At 74.0% G+C, this 20738-nt stretch carries 25 protein-coding genes and 1 pseudogene; 9 read left to right on the top strand and 17 right to left on the bottom strand.

The window, feature by feature from the left end; translation table 11 throughout:
• Window positions 1-4 precede the first annotated feature (4 nt).
• From H0S66_RS13095 to murI, 5 genes are all read right to left on the bottom strand, one after another.
• The gene (locus H0S66_RS13095) at window positions 5-865 is read right to left on the bottom strand and encodes an SGNH/GDSL hydrolase family protein (RefSeq protein WP_179615773.1); all 861 of its coding nucleotides are present in this window, start codon (window positions 863-865) and stop codon (window positions 5-7) included.
• 74 nt (window positions 866-939) lie between these two features.
• Window positions 940-1740: an ABC transporter permease gene (locus H0S66_RS13090; RefSeq protein WP_179615772.1), complete on the bottom strand. Its 801-nt coding sequence runs from the start codon at window positions 1738-1740 to the stop codon at window positions 940-942.
• Window positions 1737-2681, bottom strand: a complete 945-nt coding sequence (locus H0S66_RS13085) for an ABC transporter ATP-binding protein (RefSeq protein ID WP_179615771.1) — start codon at window positions 2679-2681, stop codon at window positions 1737-1739. Before H0S66_RS13085 ends, H0S66_RS13090 begins: the two co-directional genes overlap by 4 nt.
• 160 nt (window positions 2682-2841) lie before the next feature.
• Window positions 2842-3651, bottom strand: a complete 810-nt coding sequence (locus H0S66_RS13080; protein ID WP_258016902.1) for an MBL fold metallo-hydrolase — start codon at window positions 3649-3651, stop codon at window positions 2842-2844.
• Window positions 3648-4472 (bottom strand): glutamate racemase, encoded by an 825-nt coding sequence (gene murI, locus H0S66_RS13075; protein ID WP_179615770.1) that lies wholly within the window; start codon window positions 4470-4472, stop codon window positions 3648-3650. Before murI ends, H0S66_RS13080 begins: the two co-directional genes overlap by 4 nt.
• A gap of 121 nt (window positions 4473-4593) precedes the next feature.
• On the opposite strand from murI, the gene H0S66_RS13070 reads away from it, so the two are divergent.
• Window positions 4594-5622: an alkaline phosphatase family protein gene (locus H0S66_RS13070; RefSeq protein WP_179615769.1), complete on the top strand. Its 1029-nt coding sequence runs from the start codon at window positions 4594-4596 to the stop codon at window positions 5620-5622.
• Window positions 5623-5637: 15 nt separating this feature from the next.
• Here H0S66_RS13070 and H0S66_RS13065 read toward each other — a convergent pair whose 3' ends face one another.
• Window positions 5638-6795, bottom strand: coding sequence for a DUF3152 domain-containing protein (locus tag H0S66_RS13065; RefSeq protein WP_179615768.1), 1158 nt, complete (start codon window positions 6793-6795; stop codon window positions 5638-5640).
• A gap of 99 nt (window positions 6796-6894) precedes the next feature.
• Between H0S66_RS13065 and H0S66_RS13060 the strand changes: the two genes are divergently transcribed.
• Window positions 6895-7632: a PAS domain-containing protein gene (locus H0S66_RS13060; RefSeq protein ID WP_179615767.1), complete on the top strand. Its 738-nt coding sequence runs from the start codon at window positions 6895-6897 to the stop codon at window positions 7630-7632.
• On the opposite strand, the gene H0S66_RS13055 is transcribed toward H0S66_RS13060, so the two are convergent.
• From H0S66_RS13055 to H0S66_RS13035, 5 genes are all read right to left on the bottom strand, one after another.
• Window positions 7629-8576, bottom strand: coding sequence for a PLP-dependent cysteine synthase family protein (locus tag H0S66_RS13055; protein ID WP_179615766.1), 948 nt, complete (start codon window positions 8574-8576; stop codon window positions 7629-7631). The two genes, H0S66_RS13060 and H0S66_RS13055, sit on opposite strands and share 4 nt — an antisense overlap.
• Window positions 8577-8593: 17 nt before the next feature.
• On the bottom strand, window positions 8594-9160 hold the full coding sequence (locus H0S66_RS13050) for an NYN domain-containing protein (protein WP_179615765.1): 567 nt from the start codon (window positions 9158-9160) through the stop codon (window positions 8594-8596).
• 10 nt (window positions 9161-9170) lie between these two features.
• The gene (locus tag H0S66_RS13045; RefSeq protein WP_179615764.1) at window positions 9171-9458 is read right to left on the bottom strand and encodes a MoaD/ThiS family protein; all 288 of its coding nucleotides are present in this window, start codon (window positions 9456-9458) and stop codon (window positions 9171-9173) included.
• An 89-nt stretch (window positions 9459-9547) separates the two neighbouring features.
• A complete protein-coding gene (locus H0S66_RS13040; protein ID WP_179615763.1) occupies window positions 9548-9976 on the bottom strand; it encodes a M67 family metallopeptidase in 429 nt (142 codons plus the stop codon).
• Window positions 9977-9993: 17 nt separating this feature from the next.
• On the bottom strand, window positions 9994-10485 hold the full coding sequence (locus H0S66_RS13035; RefSeq protein ID WP_179615762.1) for an NUDIX hydrolase: 492 nt from the start codon (window positions 10483-10485) through the stop codon (window positions 9994-9996).
• A gap of 49 nt (window positions 10486-10534) precedes the next feature.
• Between H0S66_RS13035 and gdhA the strand changes: the two genes are divergently transcribed.
• Both gdhA and H0S66_RS13025 read left to right on the top strand, forming a co-directional pair.
• Window positions 10535-11881, top strand: a complete 1347-nt coding sequence (gene gdhA / locus H0S66_RS13030; protein ID WP_179615761.1) for an NADP-specific glutamate dehydrogenase — start codon at window positions 10535-10537, stop codon at window positions 11879-11881.
• 10 nt (window positions 11882-11891) lie between these two features.
• Window positions 11892-12533 carry a hypothetical protein gene (locus H0S66_RS13025; protein ID WP_179615760.1) on the top strand — a complete coding sequence of 214 codons (642 nt, stop codon included), beginning with the start codon at window positions 11892-11894 and terminating at the stop codon, window positions 12531-12533.
• Window positions 12534-12555: 22 nt separating this feature from the next.
• Here H0S66_RS13025 and H0S66_RS13020 read toward each other — a convergent pair whose 3' ends face one another.
• From H0S66_RS13020 to clpS, 3 genes are read right to left on the bottom strand one after another with little or no spacing between them, the layout of a single operon-like run.
• Entirely contained in the window at window positions 12556-13008 is a 453-nt protein-coding gene (locus tag H0S66_RS13020; protein ID WP_179615759.1) for a hypothetical protein, read from the bottom strand.
• A 17-nt stretch (window positions 13009-13025) separates the two neighbouring features.
• Window positions 13026-13610 carry a DUF2017 domain-containing protein gene (locus H0S66_RS13015; protein ID WP_179615758.1) on the bottom strand — a complete coding sequence of 195 codons (585 nt, stop codon included), beginning with the start codon at window positions 13608-13610 and terminating at the stop codon, window positions 13026-13028.
• A gap of 6 nt (window positions 13611-13616) precedes the next feature.
• Window positions 13617-13913, bottom strand: coding sequence for an ATP-dependent Clp protease adapter ClpS (gene clpS, locus H0S66_RS13010; RefSeq protein WP_258016901.1), 297 nt, complete (start codon window positions 13911-13913; stop codon window positions 13617-13619).
• Between the two features lie 92 nt (window positions 13914-14005).
• Here clpS and H0S66_RS13005 point away from each other — a divergent pair.
• The 5 genes and pseudogenes from H0S66_RS13005 (at window position 14006) to H0S66_RS12985 (ending at window position 18619) form a co-directional block, all read left to right on the top strand.
• Window positions 14006-15266: pseudogene (locus H0S66_RS13005) on the top strand (nicotinate phosphoribosyltransferase).
• 10 nt (window positions 15267-15276) lie between these two features.
• Window positions 15277-15852 carry an isochorismatase family protein gene (locus H0S66_RS13000; protein WP_218876321.1) on the top strand — a complete coding sequence of 192 codons (576 nt, stop codon included), beginning with the start codon at window positions 15277-15279 and terminating at the stop codon, window positions 15850-15852.
• Window positions 15836-16645, top strand: a complete 810-nt coding sequence (locus H0S66_RS12995) for an enoyl-CoA hydratase-related protein (protein ID WP_258016900.1) — start codon at window positions 15836-15838, stop codon at window positions 16643-16645. The genes H0S66_RS13000 and H0S66_RS12995 overlap by 17 nt, the downstream gene beginning before the upstream one ends.
• A gap of 184 nt (window positions 16646-16829) precedes the next feature.
• Window positions 16830-17384, top strand: a complete 555-nt coding sequence (locus tag H0S66_RS12990) for a helix-turn-helix domain-containing protein (protein ID WP_179615756.1) — start codon at window positions 16830-16832, stop codon at window positions 17382-17384.
• Window positions 17381-18619 carry an MFS transporter gene (locus tag H0S66_RS12985; protein ID WP_179615755.1) on the top strand — a complete coding sequence of 413 codons (1239 nt, stop codon included), beginning with the start codon at window positions 17381-17383 and terminating at the stop codon, window positions 18617-18619. Before H0S66_RS12990 ends, H0S66_RS12985 begins: the two co-directional genes overlap by 4 nt.
• Before the next feature lies 1 nt (window position 18620).
• Here H0S66_RS12985 and H0S66_RS12980 read toward each other — a convergent pair whose 3' ends face one another.
• The 3 genes from H0S66_RS12980 to H0S66_RS12970 form a co-directional block, all read right to left on the bottom strand.
• Window positions 18621-19151: a DUF1697 domain-containing protein gene (locus H0S66_RS12980; RefSeq protein ID WP_179615754.1), complete on the bottom strand. Its 531-nt coding sequence runs from the start codon at window positions 19149-19151 to the stop codon at window positions 18621-18623.
• 68 nt (window positions 19152-19219) lie between these two features.
• Window positions 19220-19891: a hypothetical protein gene (locus H0S66_RS12975; protein WP_179615753.1), complete on the bottom strand. Its 672-nt coding sequence runs from the start codon at window positions 19889-19891 to the stop codon at window positions 19220-19222.
• Window positions 19892-19968: 77 nt separating this feature from the next.
• Window positions 19969-20670, bottom strand: a complete 702-nt coding sequence (locus H0S66_RS12970) for a hypothetical protein (RefSeq protein ID WP_218876320.1) — start codon at window positions 20668-20670, stop codon at window positions 19969-19971.
• Window positions 20671-20738: the final 68 nt, after the last annotated feature.

The following is a 20738-nucleotide window of genomic DNA, read 5'->3' as shown; positions in this document are numbered from 1 at the left end:
GAGGCTACTTCCCGGCACGCGCGGGCAGCGCCCGGGGCTCGGCGCGCCCGGCTGGCCCGCGGGGGGCGCGGGCCTCGTGCCAGGCCGTGCGCACCGCCCAGGGCCCCAGGTCGCGCGCGCGGCGTCCGATCCACGGCGCCCCCTCGGCCACGCACCAGCGCAGGTCGCTGCGCCACGAGGTCGCCAGCCCGCCCTCGGCCGTGGTCGCGACCGGGGCGAGGGTGAGCCCCTCGGCGACCAGCAGCCGGGCGAAGCCGTGGGCGAGCACCCGGTGCCCCAGCTCGGAGGGGTGCAGCCGGTCCACCGACCAGAAGGACCGGTCGAGCACCTCCTGCTGCAGCCCCAGGTCGATGCGCAGGCCGCCGAACGTGGCGTGCACCTCGTCGTAGACCTCGTTGACCGCCTCGATGCGCGCCCCCAGGGGCCGCCGCAGCACCGCCGGGAGCCCGAGGACCCGCCCGTGGTCGTGGAAGCGGGCGCTCAGCAGCAGCGCGCCCGTGCCGTGCAGCGCTTCCGCGGTGCCCATCAGGTCCTCGCGCAGCCGCACCGGGTCCCAGGTCGAGCGCATCGTGTCGTTGACCCCGACGATGAGCGAGGCCACGTCGGGGCGGTGCGCCACCGCCTCGTCGAGCTGCCCGGCCACCACGCAGCCGGCGGTGGCGCCGGTGACGGCCAGGTTGCAGAAGCTGACGTCGTACGACGTCGCGAGGGCGTCGGCGAGCAGCCGGGCCCAGCCGCGCCAGCCGGTCGGCGAGACCGAGGTCGCGACGGGGTCGCCGAGCCCGACGGTGGTGCTGTCGCCGAGGGCGGCGAAGCGCAGGTAGCGGGTGCCGTGCCGGTCGGAGGACGGGGTGGGGAGCGCCACGGCCCCCACCCTCGCTGCGCGAGGAACGTGGGGGCCGCGGCTGGTCGACGTCGGGGCGACGACCGGGTGAAGACTTACTTCGGCTCGGCGCGCAGCAGGCGCAGCAGGCCCAGCACCAGCGGCAGCACCAGCCAGATCAGCCCGGAGGTGACGAGCTGGGCGGTCTCCTCGCCGGTGGGCACGTAGTCGCCCTCGAAGAGGGTGGCCTGCGCGGTGTTGAACTCGATCCACGGCGCGAGGTCGGCGAACCACTCCTGGAACGCGCCGAGGATGCCCACGGCGATGGGCAGCACCAGCGTGTAGATGAAGTAGGCGACGATCGCGGCCGGGGTGTTCATCAGCAGCATCGCGATCGCGAAGCCGAGCAGGATGCCGATCAGGTTGGCGACCACGAAGCCGTTGACCAGCAGACCGGTCTCGACGCTCCAGTCGGCGCCCGCGACCAGCACGCCGAGGGCCGCGACCACGGCGGCGAGCACGATCAGGCCCGCGCCCAGCACCAGCGCGGCCAGGAACTTCGCGGCCACCACGCGCGGACGGTGCGGCTCGAGGGTGAAGGTCACCAGGCCGGTGCGCTGGCTCCACTCGCTGGTGACCATCAAGATGACGAGGATCGGCAGGAAGTAGCCCAGCACGCTGCCCGAGACGAGCAGGAAGTCGCCGTACGTCAGGCCGACCCCGTCGGCGATCAGCGCGAAGATCAGCACGATCGCCAGGCACAGCGCCACGATCGAGCCGGTGAACCAGCGCCCCGCACGGGTGTCGAGGCTCTTGCGCAGCTCGACCGAGACCAGGCGGCCGAGCGGGACCCGCGGGGTGGAGCTGATGTCGATCATGCCGGGGGTGCCGGGGACGGGTGCGGTGGTGGCGCTCATGCGGGGGCTCCCTGCTGGGTCGGCTGGCTCTGCTGGGTGGCGGCGGCGGGGTGGCCCTCGCGCTGGGTGCCGGCGGTCAGCTCGAGGAACAGGTCCTCGAGCCCGGCCGAGCCGCTGCGCAGGTCGGTCAGGACGATGCCGTGCTCGGCCGCGGCGCGGCCGACGTCGACGGTGGCGCAGTCGGCCCGCAGCCCCTCCCCGGCCGTCGACACCGCGACCCCCTGGGCGCGCAGCACCTCGGCCAGCCGGGCGTTGTCGGTGGCGGTGACCATCGAGCTGGCCGCCTGGCCCTCGAGCAGGCTCTTCTTGTCGCCCTGGGCCACGACGCGGCCCCGCCCGATCAGGATCATCTCGTCGGCGATCTGCTCGACCTCGTGCAGCAGGTGGCTGGAGAGCAGCACCGTGCCGCCGCGGTCGGCGTACCCCTTGAGCAGGCCGCGCATCCAGCGGATGCCGGCGGGGTCGAGGCCGTTGGCGGGCTCGTCGAGGATCAGCACCGACGGGTCGCCGAGCAGCGCGTGGGCGATGCCGAGGCGCTGGCGCATGCCCAGGGAGTAGTTGCGGACCCGGCGCTTGGACTCCGGGCCGGTCAGCGAGACCAGCTCGAGCATCTCCTCGACCCGGCTGTCGGGCAGGCCCATGGTGCGCGCACCGATGGTCAGCACCTCGCGGCCGGTGCGGCCGGCGTGCTGGGCGGAGGCGTCGAGCAGCACCCCGACGTGACGCCCGGGGTTGGGGATGTCGCGGTAGGCGTGCCCACCGATGGTCACCGACCCGCTGGTGGCCGGGGTCAGCCCGACCATGACCCGCATGGTGGTGGTCTTGCCGGCGCCGTTGGGGCCGAGGAAGCCGGTGACCCGGCCCGGCTGCGCGGTGAAGCTGACGTCGTCGACGGCGGTGAAGCCGCCGTACTTCCTGGTGAGGTGATCCACGATGATCATGGCTCTCACCCTGCCCGAACCGGGGCCGGTCGCGCACCTCGACCCGGCGTGGCGCCGTGCATGAATCCCCGGTCGACCGGTGACTCATGCACTTGTCAGGGGTTGCAACACCTGACAAGTACAGGAGTCCCCGGCTGACCGGGGACTCATGCAGCCGGCCTCAGAGCTCGTAGACCGCCCCGGGGGTGGCCAGGACGGTGGGGCCGTCGAAGACGGCGGTGGCCTCGGCGAGGGCGTCGGCGGGGTCGAACCAGGGCGGCACGTGGGTGAGCACCAGGCGTCCGACGCCGGCACGCCGGGCGACGTCGCCGCAGTCGGTGCCGGTCAGGTGGATGTGGGGCGGGTTGTCGTCGCCGGCGCGGAACGACGCCTCGGCGAGCAGCAGGTCGACACCGTCGGCCACCTCGTCGAGGCCAGCGCAGGGGGCGGTGTCGCCGGAGTAGCCGATGGTGACGTCGCCGACGGTGATCCGCAGCCCGAAGGCGTCGACGGGGTGGTCGACCGGGACCGCGCGCACGTGGAAGGGCCCGATCCGCACCGGCTCGCCCCAGACCCGGAAGTCGAACTCCTCGCGCATGCCGGGGTCGACCTCGAGGTCGTAGCCGCGCGCCAGGCGGTCGGCGGTGTCGGCGGGCCCGTGGACCGGGAGCAGGGGCTGCGGGCCGCTCGGGTGGTAGCGGCGCAGCACGTGGTAGCCGCACATGTCCAGGCAGTGGTCGGCGTGCAGGTGGCTCAGCAGCACCGCGTCGATGGCCAGCGGGTCGGCGTAGCGCTGCAGCGCCCCCAGGGCGCCGTTGCCGAGGTCGAGGACGACCCGCCAGGTGCGCGGGCCGCTGCCGTCGTCGTGCTCGGCCTCGAGCAGGTAGCACGAGGCGGGCGAGTCGGGGCCGGGGTAGGAGCCCGAGCAGCCCACGACGGTCAGGCGCACGCTGGGGCGAGGGCTGGGCGGGCTGCTGGGCCGGGTGCTCACGCCAGGCTCCCGGCGAGGCTGGTGGCCGCGGCCATCTCGGGGCCCAGGAAGCGCCGCCCGACGGCCGCGAACTCCTCCGGCTCCCCGGTGGTCAGGAAGGTGTGGCGCGGCTCGCCGCCCTCGCGCAGCAGGTCGTTGACCACGAGCATCTTGAAGACGTCCTTGGCGCACTCCTCCGCCGAGCTCACGAGGGTCACGCCGTCGCCCATCACGTAGGAGATGATGCCGGTCAGCAGCGGGTAGTGGGTGCACCCCAGGATCAGGGTGTCGACGCCGGCCTCGCTGAGCGGGTCGAGGTACTCGTGCGCGGCCTCCAGCAGCTCGTCGCCCGCGGTGACGCCGGCCTCCACGAAGTCGACGAAGCGGGGGCAGGCCCGGGTGCTGAGCTCGAGGTGCGGGGCGGCGGCGAACGCGTCGTCGTAGGCCATCGACTCGGCGGTCGCGCGGGTGCAGATCACGCCGATGCGCCCGTTGCGGCTGGCCGCCACCGCCCGGCGGGTCGCGGGGTAGATCACCTCGACCACCGGCACGTCGTAGCGCTCGCGGGCGTCGCGCAGCATCGCGGCGCTGGCGGAGTTGCAGGCGATGACCAGGGCCTTGACCCCGGTCTCGACGAGGTGGTCCAGGCACTCCAGCGCGTACTCCCGCACCTGCCCGATCGGCCGGGGGCCGTAGGGCTGGCGAGCGGTGTCGCCGAGGTAGACCACCGACTCGTGGGGCAGCTGGTCGATCACCGAGCGGGCCACGGTCAGCCCGCCGAACCCGGAGTCGAAGATCCCGATCGGGGCGTCCTTCGACGGCGGGGCGGACTCTGGCGGCACGGGTGAAGGGTAGGCGCAGATCCTCGCGTCCGCACGCAGGCGCGAGGCAGGTCACGTCGCCCGGCGGTCGCGGGAGACCGCGCACGGAGCCGAGCGGGTGCGCGGCGGGTACGGTCGCCGCGTGCTCGTACGCCGCCTCGTCGCGCCCGCCCTGGCCGTCCTGCTCGCCGTCGCCCCGGCCGCCGCCTGCTCCCGCTCGGACCCCGCGCCGCGCGTCGTCCCGGCCCCGTCGAGCGCCGAGATCCCCGAGCCGCGGGTGCTGGCGATCTCGGTCGACGGGCTGCGCCCCGACGTGGTCGAGCGGCTGGGCCCCGAGGGCACCCCGACCCTGCACCGGCTGCTCGCCGAGGGCGCGGGCACCCTCAACGCCCGCACCGCCCGCCAGCGCACCGAGACGCTGCCCGACCACACCACGCAGCTGACCGGGCGCCGGGTCGACGCCGCGCGCGGCGGCCACGGCGTGACCTGGAACGAGCACCGCCCCGGCAGCACCGTGCGGCGCGCCGCCGGGGGCCCGGTGCGCTCGGTCCTCAGCGAGGTGCACCGCGGCGGCGGCGAGGTGGCGCTCTTCGTCGCCAAGCAGAAGCTCACCCTCTTCCAGCGCTCCTGGCCGCGCGCCGTCGACCGGTTCGTGCTCGAGGCCGACCCGCCCAGGCTGGTGCGCCGGGCCGGGCGCGACCTCGCGCGCCAGGACCGGGCGTTCACGTTCGTGCACCTGCCCGACCCCGACGCCGCCGGGCACACCCACGGCTTCGGGTCGACGGCGTACGACGACGCGGTGCGCGAGGCCGACCGGCTGGTGGGCCGGCTGCTGGCCCGGGTGGAGTCGGAGCCGCGGCTGGCGAGCAGCGTGCGGGTGGTGCTGACCTCCGACCACGGCGGCACCGGCCTGCGGCACGACGACGCCCGGCGGGCGGTGAACTACACGGTGCCGTTCGTGGTCTGGGGGCCGGGCGTGGCGGCGGGCGACCTCTACGACCTCAACCCCGACTACCGCGACCCGGGCGACGGGCGCCCCGGCTACGGCCGGGCCCGCCAGCCGGTGCGCAACGGCGACCTGGCCAACCTCTCGCTCGACCTGCTGGGGCTGGGCCCGGTGCCGGGCTCGCAGATGAACGACGAGCAGGACCTCGACGTCGCCGCCTCCTGAGGCACCACCCGGGGCTCAGACCCGATCGCGCTCGCCCGCCAGCGGCCAGGGGTTGAAGCGGCAGCCGCCCAGGCCCTTCGACTGCTGCTGCATCACCGGCGCCGGCTGCCCGGCGCCGGGGCAGGAGCCGTGCCCGAGGCCGAGCCAGTGGCCGGTCTCGTGGTTGACGACCATGTGGCGGTAGTCGCGCAGGCTGCCGCCGGCGGCGTTCCACGGCGCGGTGGCGGTGCGCCAGCGGTCCTGGTTGATGACGACGTAGCGCCCCACCCGGCAGCTGTACTGCGTGGAGCAGACCGGGTGGAAGGACGGCAGCGTGGCGGCCTCGGCCAGCACCAGCGTGAAGGCCCCGCCCTCGGCCACCCGCCGGAACCCGACCCCGGCGCCGCGCCAGCCGCGCGGGTCGTCGAAGGTCTGCTGGGCCAGGCGCGCGAAGTCGCGCACCGGCGTGGTGGTGCGCCCGCGGGTCGCGATGCTGTAGGCCACGGTGCGGCGCAGGTCGACGCGGTGGCGCACCGGCGCGGTGACCGGCGAGGTGGCCGTCGCGGGGCGGTGGCCGGACGCGTCGACGCGCACCTGCACGCGCAGCCGGTGACCGACGTCGCCGGGGGCGACCGCGCGGCTGCGGGCCCGGGCCCCAGCGACGGGCTCGCCGTCGCGCAGCCAGGTCCAGCGCACCCGGGTCGGCCGGCTGCTCCAGCGCCCGGCGTCGCCGCGCAGGACCCGCCCGAAGCGCTGGGTGCCCAGCACCCGCGGCGCCGAGCGCGGCTCGAGGTCGGCGCGACGCACCGGGCCGGTCTCCTCCGAGACCGCGCGGGCCCGCGCGCCCTGCTCGTCGTGGGCGGTCACCTCGACGGCGAGGCGGTGGCGCAGGTCGTCGAGGCCGGGCCGGTAGGTCTGCTCGCGCGCGCCGCGCACCCGCTCCCCGTCGCGCAGCCAGCGGTAGGTGAAGCGGAGCTCGGCCTCGGGGTCGCTGTGCAGCCAGGTGCCGCGCTCGGCCCGCAGCCGCTTGCCGTACGTCGTCTCCCCCACCACCCGCGGCGGGGCCTGGTTGCTCAGCGTCGGGCCGGGCTCGGGCTCCGGGTCATCGGCGGCGCTGTGGGCGGCCGGCAGCACGACGAGCAGGAGCGCCACCAGCACCGCGACGCCGCGGGGCAGGTCGGGCGCGGGGCTCATCCCGGCAGCGTACGAGCCCCCGCGCGGTCGCGGGTGCCGTCGGACAAATCTGGCCCGAAGGGGCCGCGCGACGGCCCGCGACGGCGCACAGTGGGGGCGATGACCGCCCACGAGCACCCCACCGAGCCGCTGCAGGAGCAGCTGGCGCAGGAGCGCGCCGCCCGTCGGCTCGCCGAGCAGCAGCTCGCCGACCTGGTGGCCCGGGTCGACAACGCGCAGCGGCTGGCCACGATGGGCGACTACGACTGGCACGTGGCCACCGACACCAACACCTGGTCCGACGAGCTCTACCGCATCTACGGCTACGAGCCGGGCAGCATCGAGCCGTCGTACGCCGTCTTCCTCGAGCACGTGCACCCCGACGACCGCGAGCGGGTCACGGAGGTGCACCGCCACGCCTACGCCACCGGCGAGCCCTACGAGATGCTCGAGCGGATCGTGCGCCCCGACGGCGAGGTGCGCCACCTCTCCAGCAACGGCCAGGTCGTCTGCGACGCCAGCGGCACCCCGCTGCGCTTCCGGGGCACCTGCATCGACGTCACCGAGCGGGTCCTGGCCGAGCAGGAGCGCGAGGAGGCCGCCCGACGGCTCGGCGAGGTCCAGCAGCGCCGCCGGCAGGCCTCCGAGATCAACGACAACGTGGTGCAGGGCCTGACCGCGGCGCTGTACGCCGGCCAGCTGGGCGACCACGTGCGCGCCGCCGACTACGTGCAGCAGACCCTGGCCGCGGCCTGCCGGATGATGACCGAGCTGATGGACGTCCCGGGCGCCGGCGACCCCACGCTGGTGCGCTCGCAGGCCGCCGACCTGGGTGGCGGGCCGGGGCTGGACCCCTAGGCCCAGAGCTGGCCCTCGAGGGCGTCCTCGGCGTCGTCGACGGTGCCTTCGTAGGCGCCGGTGGACAGGTACTTCCAGCCGCCGTCGCAGACGATGAAGGCGATGTCGGCCGACTCGCCGGCCTTGACGGCCTTGGCGGCCTGACCCAGGGCGGCGTGCAGGATCGCGCCGGTCGAGACGCCGGCGAAGATGCCCTCGAGCTCGAGGAGCTCGCGCACCCGGCGCACGGCGTCGCGCGGGCCGACCGAGAAGCGCGAGTCGATGAGGTCGGCATCGTAGAGCTCGGGCACGAAGCCCTCGTCGAGGTTGCGCAGCCCGTAGACGAGCTCGCCGTAGCGCGGCTCGGCGGCCACGATCCGCACCTCGGGCTTGGCACGGCGGAAGAACCGGCTGGTGCCCATCAGGGTGCCGGTGGTGCCGAGGCCGGCCACGAAGTGGGTGATCTCGGGCAGGTCGGCGAGCAGCTCTGGACCGGTGGTGTCCTCGTGCGAGAGCGCGTTGGCGGCGTTGCCGTACTGGTAGAGCATCACCCAGTCCGGGTGCTCCTGGGCGGTCAGCTTGGCCACGCGCACGGCCTCGTTGGAGCCGCCGGCGGCGGGCGAGGAGATGATCTCGGCGCCCCACATCCGCAGCAGCTGGCGCCGCTCCTCGGAGGTGTTCTCGGGCATCACGCACACGATCCGGTAGCCCTTGAGCTTGGCCGCCATGGCCAGCGAGATGCCGGTGTTGCCGCTGGTCGGCTCGAGGATCGTGCAGCCCGGGCGCAGCGTGCCGTCGCGCTCGGCCTCCTCGATCATCCGCAGCGCCGGGCGGTCCTTGATCGAGCCGGTGGGGTTGCGGTCCTCCAGCTTGGCCCACAGGCGCACGTCGGGGCTCGGCGAGAGGCGCGGCAGCCCGATGAGCGGGGTGCCGCCGACGGAGGCGAGCAGGTTGTCGTAGCGCATGGTGTGGCGGAGGCTCCTCAGCGAAGGAAGTAGGCCGGGTCGAACTCCTCGAGCGGGATGATCCGCACCCGCGGCAGCGGGGAGAGGAAGGCGGCGACGTCGTCCTCGAGGTCGTGCACCTCGAGACCCAGGCCGGTCAGGGCGGTGCTCATGAACTCGCGCAGGCCCACGAGGCCCACGCGGTGGCCGGCGTCGAGCAGCGCTCCGGCCTGGGGCGCGAAGTCGCCGTCGTGGCTGCACAGCAGCACGTCGACCGGGTCGTCGTCGCCGCGCTGGGCGATCGCCTCCAGCGTGCGCTGGATGCCGACGTCGACGACCTTCACGTCGTTCCCGCCCGACAGCGGGACCGGGCGGTAGCCCATCGCCAGCAGCGCCTGCACGAACGGCGTGTGCAGCTGGCCGCTGGAGGCGTTGAGGAAGAACAGGCCCTGGGTGGGCTGGCCCCACAGGTGCTCGGCGTACGTCGTCACCCGCTCCCAGCGGGGCCGCTCCTCGGGGGTCGGTCGACGCCCGAGGAGCGAGTTGCCGAGCGTCGCGTCGATGTTCTCGCCGTCGACGATGACGAAGGTGCGACGCCCGGTCACAGCGAGCCGCTCAGCAGCCGCCGGCGACGGCGGGCAGCACGACGACCTGGTCGCCGTCGCTCAGCGGGGCCTCGAGGCCGCCGATGAAGCGCACGTCCTCGTCGTTGACGTAGATGTTGACGAAGCGGCGCAGGTCGTCCTTGCCGTTCTTGTCCTCGACGAGGCGGTCCTTGATGCCGGGGTGGTGGGCCTCGAGGTCGTCGATGAGGGCGCTCAGGCTGGCACCGTCACCGTTCACGGCCTTCTCGCCTCCGGTGTAGGTGCGCAGGATGGTCGGGATACGGACCTCGATGGACACAGGTGCTCCTAGCTCGTTCGGGGATCTGCTTCGGGGGATCGTGCTGCTGGTGGTGAGACTCGTGCAGGGTCGTGCTGGGATCGGCCGCCTCAGGGCAGCGCGTCGACGACCGCGACCTCTTCCTCGGTCACCTCGCCGTCCACGATCCTGTAGGACCTGAACTCCACAGGGCCCTCGTTATTCCCGCACTCGCGGGTGCTGACGAGCACGTAGTGGGCGCCGGGCTCGCTGGCCAGACCGATGTCGGTGCGGCTGGGGTAGGCCTCGGTGGCGGTGTGGGAGTGGTAGATCACCACCGGCTCCTCGTCCTTGTCCCACATCTCCTTGTAGAGCTCGAGCAGCTCGGTGGAGTCGAACTCGTAGAACGTGGGGCTGCCCGCGGCGTTGACCATCTCGACCAGGCGCTCGGGCCGGTCGCTGCCCTCGGGGCCGGCGACGATGCCGCACGCCTCGTCGGGATGGTCGCGCCTGGCGTGCGCGACGATCGCGTCGTAGGTCCTCTGGTCGATGCTCAGCACCGGACCAGCCTAGGGGGTCAGGTCCGGAAGGCCGTCGCGGTCTCGCCCGAGAGCCCCGCGTGCACCCGCTCCAGCAGCCACGGGCTCATCTCGGGCAGCGCGTCGACCGGCCACCAGCGCACCTCGGTGTTCTCGTCGTCGCCCACCGCGGCCTCTCCCCCGGTCCAGGCGCAGGCGAAGGTGAGGTCGAGGTAGATGCCGAGGTCGCCGTTGGCGTGCGTGATCGGCGGGCTCACGCTCACCGAGGCGAGGCGCTGGACCTCGATGTCGACGCAGGTCTCCTCGCGCGCCTCGCGCACCGCGGCCACGGCCGGCTCCTCGCCGGGGTCGAGGATGCCGGTGACCGGTGCCCAGCGGCCGTTGTCGGCGCGCAGGGTGAGCAGGACCTCCCGCGTGCCGGCCTGCTCGCCGGGCCGGTCGCGGACGATCACGGCGGTGACGGCGGGCAGCCACAGCTGGTGGGTGCCGACCATGCGGCGCAGCTCGACGACGAAGTCCGGGATGGGCACCACCCCATGGTGGCGCACGCGCCGGCCACTCATCTCCTAGGGTGCGGGCATGGCCTCCCTCGATCCCGTCCTCGACGACCACTACCAGACGGTCCTGGCTCGCAACCCCGGTGAGCGCGAGTTCCACCAGGCGGTCCTCGAGGTCCTCGAGACCCTCTCCCCCGTGGTGCGCCGCCACCCCGAGTACGCCGACCAGTCGGTCATCGAGCGGATCTGCGAGCCGGAGCGCCAGCTGATCTTCCGGGTGCCGTGGGTCGACGACAAGGGCGTCGTGCAGGTCAACCGGGCCTTCCGTGTCGAGTTCAACTCCGCGCTCGGCCCCTACAAGGGCGGGCTGCGCTTCCACCCCTCGGTCTACCTCGGGATCGTGAAGTTCCTCGGCTTCGAGCAGGTCTTCAAGAACGCCCTGACCGGCATGCCGATCGGCGGCGGCAAGGGCGGCTCCGACTTCGACCCCAAGGGTCGCAGCGACGGCGAGGTGATGCGCTTCTGCCAGTCGCTGATGACCGAGCTCTACCGCCACCTGGGCGAGTACACCGACGTCCCGGCCGGCGACATCGGCGTCGGCGAGCGCGAGATCGGCTACCTCTTCGGGCAGTACAAGCGCATCACCAACCGCTACGAGTCGGGCGTGCTGACCGGCAAGGGCCTGGCGTACGGCGGCTCGCAGGTGCGCAAGGAGGCCACCGGCTACGGCACCGTGTTCTTCACCGAGCAGATGCTCGCCGCCGCCGGCAAGGGCATCTCGGGGCGCCGGGTCGTGGTCTCCGGCTCGGGCAACGTGGCGATCTACGCCGCTGCGAAGGCCGCCGAGCTCGGCGCGCAGGTGGTGGCCTGCTCCGACTCCTCGGGCTACGTCGTCGACGAGGCCGGCCTCGACATCGACCTGCTGCGTCGGGTCAAGGAGGTCGACCGGGCCCGCATCTCGGCGTACGCCGACGAGCGCGAGGGCGCCCGGTTCGTGGAGGGCGGCGACGTGTGGGAGGTGGCCTGCGAGGTGGCGCTGCCCTGCGCGACCCAGAACGAGCTCGACGCCGACGCCGCGACCACCCTGGTCGAGAACGGCGTGCTGGCCGTCGCCGAGGGCGCCAACATGCCCTGCACCCCCGACGCCGTCGACGTCTTCCAGAAGGGCGGCGTGCTCTTCGCCCCGGGCAAGGCCGCCAACGCCGGCGGCGTGGCGACCAGCGCGCTGGAGATGCAGCAGAACGCCTCGCGCGACTCCTGGACCGCCGCCCACACCGAGGAGCGCCTGCACCAGATCATGGCCGGCATCCACGAGAGCTGCGCCGGGGCCGCCGAGGAGTACGGCACGCCGGGCGACTACGTGGCCGGTGCCAACATCGCCGGCTTCCGCCGGGTCGCCGACGCGATGCTGGCCCTCGGCGTGGTCTGAGGCGGACGTCGTGCGGGCCGAGCACCACGCCTTCGTCGACGGCGACGAGGGCCGCTGCGGCGCCATCCTCCGCCACGTGGCGCCGCGGAGCCTGCGCACCCGCACCGTGTTCCGGATGGGCGCGGGCTCGCCGGTCTACCTCGTGGACCACTGCGTCGAGCACGACGGTGACCTGCGCCGGTGGCGGCGGTTCGAGTACGACGCCCCCGGCTCGGGGACCCGGCACGCCGGCACGCGCGCCCCCGACGGCAGCGTCCACGTGGACGGGGCGCCCGCACCGGGGCTGGACCACGCGGTCGGCGCCTACGGCGAGCACCTGGTCCTGGCCCGGATGCTCGAGGACCGGGAGGACGTCGTGTCCTACCGGCAGTTCGACGAGGGCGAGCCCGCGGCGGGGGCGCTCCCGGCGCGGCTGACAAGGCAGGGGCGGGAGGCGACCGAGCTGCTGGACGGCTCCGTCGTGGAGGCCGAGCGCGTCCGGCTGGTCGTCGCCGGGCACCCGACCAACACCCACTGGTGCGTCGACGGTGTCGTGGTGAAGTCCGACTGGTGCGGGGCCCGGTCCTTCCTGGTCGACGACCTCGACGACCTGTGCGCGGGGCTCGACGCGGACGTCGCAGCGCTCATCAGGGAGTTCGCAGCGACCCGCTGACCGAGCCGCGCACGGGCCCGCCTCAGCGGACCTCGCGGTCGCGCGCGCAGTCGCGGTCGTCGCCGCCGGCGCGCTCGCCGAGGCAGTCGCGCGGCAGCGTGTGCTGGGCGAGCACCACCAGCAGCGAGGGCAGCAGCAGCACGACGGCCAGCCCCAGCGCGACCGAGCGGCGGGAGCGGGCGGGGCGGCGTACGGACCGCAGCGCCGCGACGAGCCCGGCCGCCAGGGCCACCAGCAGCACGACGACGAGCGCGGGCGGCACCTCGACCTGGCTCATCGAGTCGGGCGCCAGGGTGACCGCGGGCTCGCACATCACCTGCGCGTACGGCGAGGCCGGCGCCACCATCGGCCCCTCGCTCGCGAAGTCCGGGCAGGGGTCGTCGACGACCGTCCAGGCGACGAGCAGCGCGGTGGCGGCGACCGCACCCACGAGCGTGGCCACCGCCGCGGCGAGCACGCCCGTCCACCTGCTCATCACGGGCACGTCCCCGCTCAGTGGCTGAGCGCGTCGACGAGGGTCTCCTGCAGGTAGCCGACCCACTCGTAGATGTCGTGGGCCTGCGAGCGCGGGTCGTCCTCGGGCAGCGAGAGCCAGTAGTCCTCGTCGCCGTCCTCGACCTCGAGCCGGGTCGCCAGCGCCAGGCGCACGTCGGCGAAGGAGCGCAGCCAGGCGGTGGCGGTGTCGTGCTCGAGCTCGACGTCGATCATCAGCCCGTCCTCGTCGAGCTCGGGCGGCAGCCCGGCCTCCTCGAGGGTGTCGATGATGGTGCAGGCCGCGGCCGCCTTGCTGTCGCGCAGCGAGCCCTCGGTGAAGCGGCGGAAGTCGCCGGCCGCCTCCTCGTCGTCGGTGTAGGCGGTCGGGAAGAGCCGTGCCAGGACCGGGTCCTCGGGGGCCGTGGTGGGGCCCGAGAAGTCCATCATCGCCTCGAGCGGGTCGCGGTCGTCGTCGGGGACGGCCGCCTCGTTGCGCAGCAGCTCGACCAGCTGGGAGGCCAGCGAGCGCAGCAGGTCGGCCTCGAAGCCGGTGAAGGTGGCGATGACCCGCTTGCTGCGGCGGTGGCGTGCGAAGGCGCTCACGGCGTCTCAGTCGTCCTTCTGCATCGTGGCCCACAGGCCGTGCTCGTGCATGGCCTGCACGTCGCGCTCCATCTCCTCGCGGCTGCCCGAGGAGACCACGGAGCGGCCCTCCTCGTGCACCTGCATCATCAGCTTCTCCGCCTTCTTCTTGGAGTAGCCGAAGTAGGTGCGGAAGACGTAGGCGACGTAGCTCATCAGGTTGACCGGGTCGTTCCACACGATCGTCACCCACGGCGTGGCGGGGCTGAGGAGCTCGTCGGGCGTCGTGGTCGGCTCGACCTCGACCGGGCTGGGCGCGGACACACCACCATGCTTGCACAGCATCGGCAGCCGATCCCTAGGGTGGGCACGTGACCGGGTCGACCGCGCTGCTCACCGACCACTACGAGCTGACGATGCTGCAGGCTGCACTGGCCGCCGGCACCGCCGAGAGGCGGTGCGTCTTCGAGCTGTTCTCGCGCTCGCTGCCCGACGGGCGCCGCTACGGCGTGCTCGCCGGCGTCGGGCGGGCGCTCGACGCGCTCGAGTCGTTCCGCTTCGACGAGGAGTCGCTGGCCGCGCTCGACGGCGTGGTCGACGACCGCACGCTGACGTGGCTGGCCTCCTACCGCTTCTCCGGCGACGTGCACGGCTACGGCGAGGGCGAGACCTACTTCCCCGGCTCGCCGCTGCTGGTGGTCGAGTCGAGCTTCGCCGAGGCGGTGCTCCTCGAGACCGTGCTGCTCTCGATCTACAACCACGACTCAGCGATCGCCGCCGCGGCCTCGCGGATGACCCGCGCCGCCGGTGCGCGCCCGTGCATCGAGATGGGCTCGCGACGCACCCACGAGGAGGCGGCGGTGGCCGCGGCCCGGGCAGCGTACGTCGCCGGCTTCGAGGCGACCTCGAACCTCGCGGCGCGCCACCGCTGGGGCGTGCCCTCGACCGGCACCTCGGCGCACAGCTTCACGCTGCTGCACGACAGCGAGAGCGACGCGTTCCGCGCGCAGGTCGACTCCCTCGGGGTCGGCACCACGCTGCTGGTCGACACCTACGACGTCGCCGAGGCGGTGCGCCTGGGCGTCGAGGTGGCGGGCCCCGGCCTGGGCGCGGTGCGCCTGGACTCCGGCGACCTCGCCGTGCTGGCCCACCAGGTGCGCGCCCAGCTGGACTCGCTCGATGCGCACGAGACCCGGATCGTGGTGACCAGCGACCTCGACGAGTACGCGATCGCCTCGCTGGCCGCCGCGCCCGTCGACGGCTACGGCGTCGGCACCCAGCTGGTGACCGGCAGCGGGCACCCGACCTGCGGGATGGTCTACAAGCTCGTGGCGCGTGAGGGCGGCGACGGGCGGCTCGAGCCGGTGGCCAAGCGCAGCAGCAAGAAGGCGTCGTACGGCGGGCGCAAGTGGGCGCACCGCCGGATCGGGGCCGACGGCCTGGCCGAGGCCGAGGTCGTGGGCACCGGCGAGGCCCCGGCGCCGGGCGAGGGTGCGCGCGACCTGCTGCGCGAGCTGGTGCGCGCGGCGAGGCGTGGGGCGCGAGCCGCTGGCCGACGCGCGGGCCCGCCACCACGCCTCGCGCGAGGAGCTGCCGCTGGCCGCGCAGTCGCTGGGCCGCGGCGGCCCGGTCCTGCCCACCGAGCGGGTGGACGCGGCCTCGACGGTGCGTGGCTAGGGTCGGGCCCATGGTGCGAGCACTCATCGTCGTCGACGTCCAGAACGACTTCTGCGAGGGCGGGTCGCTGCCCGTCACCGGGGGCGCGCAGGTGGCCCGCGACGTCGACGCCCTCGTCCAGCGGTGGGCCGCCGGTGGCCCCGACGCCCCCGACTGGGACCACGTGGTGGCCACCAAGGACCACCACGTCGACCCCGGCGCGCACTGGTCGAGCGACCCCGACTACGCCACGTCCTGGCCGGTGCACTGCGAGGTCGGCACCGACGGCGAGGCGTTCCACCCCGACCTCGACCCGACGCCGTTCGAGGCCGTCTTCCTCAAGGGACGCCACGAGGCGGCGTACTCGGGCTTCGAGGGCCACGACGCCGACGGCGCCTCCCTCACCGACTGGCTGCGCGGGCGCGGGGTGACCGAGGTCGAGGTCTGCGGCCTGGCCACCGACCACTGCGTGCGCGCCACCGCACTGGACGCCGTGCGCGCCGGGTTCGGCACCCGGCTGCTGACCGGCCTGTGCGCCGGGGTGGCCCCCGAGACGACCACGGCGGCCCTCGCCGAGCTGGAGGCCCACGGTGTCGACGTCGCCTGACCGGACCGCCCCCGAGCAGGGCGTGCCGGGGCTGGCCGTCGACCTGGCCGACGGCGTGCTCACCGCCCGCTTCGACCGGCCCGAGGTCTTCAACGCCGTCTCCGGCGAGATGATGCTGGCGCTGGCCGACCTGCTCGAGGCCGTGCCGGCGCGCGACGACGTGCGGGTGGTGGTGCTGACCGGCACCGGCGCCGCCTTCTGCACCGGCGCCGACATCAGCGGCGAGGCCGCCCACGAGCGCTTCGACGTGCGCGCCATGGACGTCACCAACCGGGTCGTGCGCGCGGTCGTGGCCTGCGACCGCCCGGTGCTCGCGGCGGTCAACGGCATCGCCGCGGGGGTGGGCTGCTCGATCGCCCTGGCCGCCGACCTCACGGTCGCGGCCGCCTCGTCGTCGTACCTGCTGGCCTTCACCCGCATCGGCTTCATGCCCGACGGCGGCGCCTCGGCCACCGTCGCCGCCGCGGTCGGGCGGGCGCGCGCGATGCGGATGGCGCTGCTGGCCGAGCCGCTCTCGGCCCAGGAGGCCTACGACGCCGGCCTGGTCAGCCATCTGGCCGCCGACGACGACTTCGCCGACCTGGTCGCCACCCTGGCCCGTCGCCTGGCCGCCGGCCCCCCGCTGGCCCTGGCCGCCACCAAGAAGGCGGTCAACGCCGCCACCCTGCTCCCCCTCGAGGACGCCCTCGAGCGCGAGCGCACCGGCCAGAGCGTGCTGATGCGCACCAGCGACGTCGCCGAGGGCATGGCCGCCTTCTCCCAGCGCCGCCGCCCCGTCTTCCGCGGCGAGTAGGGCCCGGCCGGCCGAGCAGTCACTTCTGAACCATCCACCGGTCACTTCTGCACCCCGTCGCGGGTCGGAAGTGACTGCTCGAGGGTTCACAAGTGACCGCTCGGCCGGCCACCCCCCAAGAACTGCTTGACAGTCGCGGGCTGGCGGGCGTCTACTACTGTCCAACACTTCTTGGAGGGTCGGTATGACGGGTGACGAGATCACGGCGATGCGGGCGCTGGCGCACCCGATGCGGCTGCGCATCCTCTCGCTGCTGACGGGTACGGCGATGAGCGCGGCGGAGGTGGCGCGCGAGCTGGGGCTGACCCACGCCAACGCCAGCTACCACCTGCGGCTGCTGGCCGACGCCGACGAGCTGGTCGTCGACGGCGGGGAGAAGATCCGCGGGGGCGTGGCCAAGCGCTACCGCTACCCCCACGAGCGCGACCTGACGCCCCCCGAGGCCGGCGCCCCCGCGCGTACCGGCGCCCCCACGGGCTACCTGCGGGCGCTCGGCAAGGACCTGGAGCGGCGCAGCCGGTCGCGGGTGCCGGCCAGCCAGGGCCTGAGCAGCGACCTCGAGGGCTGGGTCGACGAGGCGACCTGGGAGGAGGCGCTCGAGCTCGTCACCCGCGCCGCCCGGCTGCTGCACGAGCGCAACCGGCCGCCGCGCACCGAGGGCACGGTGCACGTCAGCGCGACCACGCTCGCCTTCCGCATGCACGACGGGGGCGACGGGGCCGACGGGACCGGGCGATGAGCACCACCGGCGCCCTCGCCCCACTGCGCGAGCGCAACTTCCGCCTCTACTTCTCCTCGCGCATCGTCAACCTGCTCGGCGCCCTGATGGCGCCGGTGGCGCTCGCCTTCGCGGTGCTGCAGATCAGCGACTCCCCCACCGCGCTCGGGGTGGTGCTGGCCGCGCACAGCATCCCGATGGTGGTCTTCCTGCTGGCCGGCGGCGTGCTGGCCGACCGCTTCGGGCGCACGCTGGTGATCCAGACCTCCAACGTGGTCGCGGGCCTCAGCCAGGGCGCGATCGCGGTCCTGGTCATCACCGACCGGGCCGAGATCTGGCACGTCGTCGTCCTCACCGCCGTCAACGGCGTCGCGGCCGCGGCGGCCCTGCCCGCCCTGGCCGGGGTGCTGCCCCAGCTGGTGCCGCGCGCCCAGCTGCAGCAGGCCAACGTGCTCGTCTCGATGGCCGGGGGCGGGCTGGCGGTCGCCGGGCCGACCGTGTCGAGCCTGCTGGTGGTCGGGGTCGGGCCCGGCTGGGCGCTGGCGGTCGACGCGGTGACCTACCTCGGCGCAGCCGCCCTGCTCTCGCGCATCCGCCTGCCCCGCCCGGTGCGCGCGGCCGGCTCCTCGGCCCTCGCCGACCTGCGTGAGGGCTGGACCTACTTCCGCACCACGCCCTGGCTGTGGATCGTCGTGCTGGCCTTCTCCATGATCTGCGCGGTGCACCAGGGCGGGTTCTTCACCCTGGGCCCGGCCCTGGCCAAGGGCTCCGCCCTGGGCGAGCGCGGCTGGGGGCTGATCCTGTCGGCCGAGGCGCTCGGCCTGCTGGTGGCCGGCCTGGTGCTGCTGCGGGTGCGCCTGGAGCGTCCGCTCTTCTGGGGCATGCTCGGCACGGCCGTCTACGGCGCCCCGCTGGTCGCGCTCGGCCTGACCGACGACCTCGGCATCGCCCTGCTGGCCGCGCTCGCGGCCGGCGCCGGGATCGGTGTCTTCGAGCTCGCCTGGAACCTGGCCATGCAGGAGAACGTGCCGCCCGACATGCTCTCGCGCGCGTTCTCGTACGACGCCCTGGGCTCGTTCGCGGCGATCCCGCTGGGTCAGCTGCTGGCCGGCCCGCTGGCCGTGGCCTTCGGGCTGCAGCGGGTCATGCTGGTCGCCGGTCTGCTGCTGTCCGCGGTGGCGCTGCTGACCCTGCTCTCGCGCAGCGTCCGCGACCTGGCGCGCGAGCCGGAGGTCGTGGCCCCCGCCGTGCCCTGACTCAGCACCACCGCTCGACCATCGTGCGTACGACGGTCGGGTTGCGGGTGGTCGCGACGGTGCCGAGCACCTTCTCGACGAGGGCGTTGCCCAGCCGGGTGCCGTGCACGCCGTCGGCGCCGACCAGCAGGTGCACGGCGCGACCGCCGAGGACCACGCGCTCCCCCGGCCCGGCCCGCTCCTGCAGGGCGGCGAGCGCCTGGGGGTCGGGGAGGTCGCGCAGCAGGGTGACGTAGTGGTGCCCGTCGTGGTCCAGCGCGGCGGCCGCCGCGTCGACCTCGCGCAGCTCCTCGGGGGTCAGCACGAGGGTCGGCACCTCGAAGCCCCGGTCGGCCAGGAAGGCCGCCTCGAGCGCCGCCTCGATGCGCGGGGTGGAGCGCATCGACGTCGTCAGGCGGACGTTGCCGGTGTTGAGGTAGGTCTCGACGTCGGAGAACCCGGCAGCGGTCACCGCGGCCACGACGTCGTCGCGGGGGAACTTCCGCTTGGCGCCGAGGTTGATGGCGCGCAGGAGGGCGATCCGGGTGCTCATGGGCGAGATCCTGCCGCCGGCGCGGGTGGCGCGCCAGCGGCAGGGCTTAGGCGGACCTCAGGCGGACCTCAGGCGGAGGTCGTGTTGACGGTGATCTTGGCGATGCCCACGAGCAGCTGGTCGGTGACCGCCTTGGTGCCGTAGGTGTCGTTGAGCAGGCCGGCGGCGACGTCGGAGATGAAGACCTTGGTGCCCTCGAGCACCGCGAAGCGGCCGTCCTTGATGGTCGTGAGGTCCTGCAGGGTGCGCCCGTCGAGACGGAAGAGGTAGGCGCTGGTCACGGCAGTCTCGCCGTTGACCGCCACGTCGCCGTAGACGCGCGAGACGCCCGGGTCGACGTTGAAGTTGCTCAGCCGCACGGTCGTGCCGCCGGCGGTGAGGGTCAGGCCCGAGCCCTCGTGCTGCAGCTGGCCGATGACGTACGGCGACACCTCGCCGGGGGTGAAGACCGAGACGTTGCCGCCGCTGATCGGAAAGACCAGCGAGCCCTTGACCAGGCGCGCGCCGCCGGTGACGCCCGGGGTCAGCCCGAGGCTGCCGAGCGCCTCGACGAAGCCCTCGTCGAGCTTGATCGCGGTGGTCTTTCCCTTGACGGCCTCGATCTCGGCGACCGGCTGCGGCGCGCCGCCGCCGGAGGCGTCGGCGTCGTCGCCGCAGGCCGACAGGGGCAGGGCGAGGGCGAGCACGGCGGCGCCGGCGGCGAGCCGGCGCAGGTGACGGGAGGACGGGCGCAGAGCCATGGGGAGATCCGTTCGGAGGGAGCAGAAGGGGGACGGTGACTGTTCGTCACCGTCCCCCCTCGCGGATGGGTCGTGCCTCAGGCGGGCAGGTCGACCGTGATCTCCGCGACGCCGACGAGCAGGCCGGGCTTGACCGCGTCGGTGCCGAAGGTGTCGTTGAGCAGACCGGCGGCGGGCTCCGAGATCTTGACCTCGGTGCCCTCCAGGACCGCCTGGCCGTCCTCGACCTGGAGCGGGTTCAGCGTGCGCCCGTCGAGCTGGAAGAGGAACGCGCTCTCGACGGCGGTCTTGCCGTTGACCGACACGTCGCCGTAGACGCGCGAGACGCCCGGGTCGACGTTGAGGTTCTCGAGCTGCACGGTGGTGTCGCCGGCGCTGAGCGAGAGCCCGGAGCTGACGTGCTGCAGCTGGCCGATGACGTACGGCGAGACGGTGCCGGGCTCGAAGACCGTCACGTTGCCGCCGGTGATCGGGAACGAGAGCTCGGCGCCCTCGAGGGTGGCCTCGCCGATGGTGCCGGGGGTCAGCTTGAGCTGGCCCAGCGCGTCGAGGAAGCCCTGGTCGAGGGTGATCTGGGTGTCCTCGCCGGTCAGCGCGTCGATGGCCGCGACGGGCTCCGGGGCGCTCTGGCTGGACTCCGAGGTGGACGCGGCCTCAGCGGTGTCGTTCTCGGTGCCGCAGGCACTGAGGGGCAGGGCGACCAGCGCGGTGGCTGCGACGCCCCCGAGGATGCGACGGGCGCGGTGGGTGGTGCGGAAGGTGCTGGTGGTCGAGCGCATGGGTGCACTCCCTGTCTGTGTCGAGGCTGTGGCGTCGTACACAGGTGGTTCGCGTGGCACCCCACGAC

The sequence above is a fragment of the Nocardioides marinisabuli genome, from assembly GCF_013466785.1.
Lineage (GTDB): Bacteria > Actinomycetota > Actinomycetes > Propionibacteriales > Nocardioidaceae > Nocardioides > Nocardioides marinisabuli.
This window is presented reverse-complemented; position numbering and strand designations above follow the sequence as displayed.

What these genes read in the sequence shown, in the direction of transcription:
- H0S66_RS13020 (WP_179615759.1), bottom strand. Translation starts at nt 13,008, where the DNA reads ATGAGCAGGTGGACGGGCGTGCTCGCCGCGGCGGTGGCCACGCTCGTG.
- gdhA (WP_179615761.1), top strand. Translation starts at nt 10,535, where the DNA reads ATGGCCTCCCTCGATCCCGTCCTCGACGACCACTACCAGACGGTCCTG.
- H0S66_RS12985 (WP_179615755.1), top strand. Translation starts at nt 17,381, where the DNA reads ATGAGCACCACCGGCGCCCTCGCCCCACTGCGCGAGCGCAACTTCCGC.
- H0S66_RS13055 (WP_179615766.1), bottom strand. Translation starts at nt 8,576, where the DNA reads ATGCGCTACGACAACCTGCTCGCCTCCGTCGGCGGCACCCCGCTCATC.
- H0S66_RS13060 (WP_179615767.1), top strand. Translation starts at nt 6,895, where the DNA reads ATGACCGCCCACGAGCACCCCACCGAGCCGCTGCAGGAGCAGCTGGCG.
- H0S66_RS13090 (WP_179615772.1), bottom strand. Translation starts at nt 1,740, where the DNA reads ATGAGCGCCACCACCGCACCCGTCCCCGGCACCCCCGGCATGATCGAC.
- H0S66_RS13085 (WP_179615771.1), bottom strand. Translation starts at nt 2,681, where the DNA reads ATGATCATCGTGGATCACCTCACCAGGAAGTACGGCGGCTTCACCGCC.
- H0S66_RS13065 (WP_179615768.1), bottom strand. Translation starts at nt 6,795, where the DNA reads ATGAGCCCCGCGCCCGACCTGCCCCGCGGCGTCGCGGTGCTGGTGGCG.
- H0S66_RS12990 (WP_179615756.1), top strand. Translation starts at nt 16,830, where the DNA reads ATGACGGGTGACGAGATCACGGCGATGCGGGCGCTGGCGCACCCGATG.
- H0S66_RS13000 (WP_218876321.1), top strand. Translation starts at nt 15,277, where the DNA reads ATGGTGCGAGCACTCATCGTCGTCGACGTCCAGAACGACTTCTGCGAG.
- H0S66_RS12970 (WP_218876320.1), bottom strand. Translation starts at nt 20,670, where the DNA reads ATGCGCTCGACCACCAGCACCTTCCGCACCACCCACCGCGCCCGTCGC.
- H0S66_RS12975 (WP_179615753.1), bottom strand. Translation starts at nt 19,891, where the DNA reads ATGGCTCTGCGCCCGTCCTCCCGTCACCTGCGCCGGCTCGCCGCCGGC.
- H0S66_RS12980 (WP_179615754.1), bottom strand. Translation starts at nt 19,151, where the DNA reads ATGAGCACCCGGATCGCCCTCCTGCGCGCCATCAACCTCGGCGCCAAG.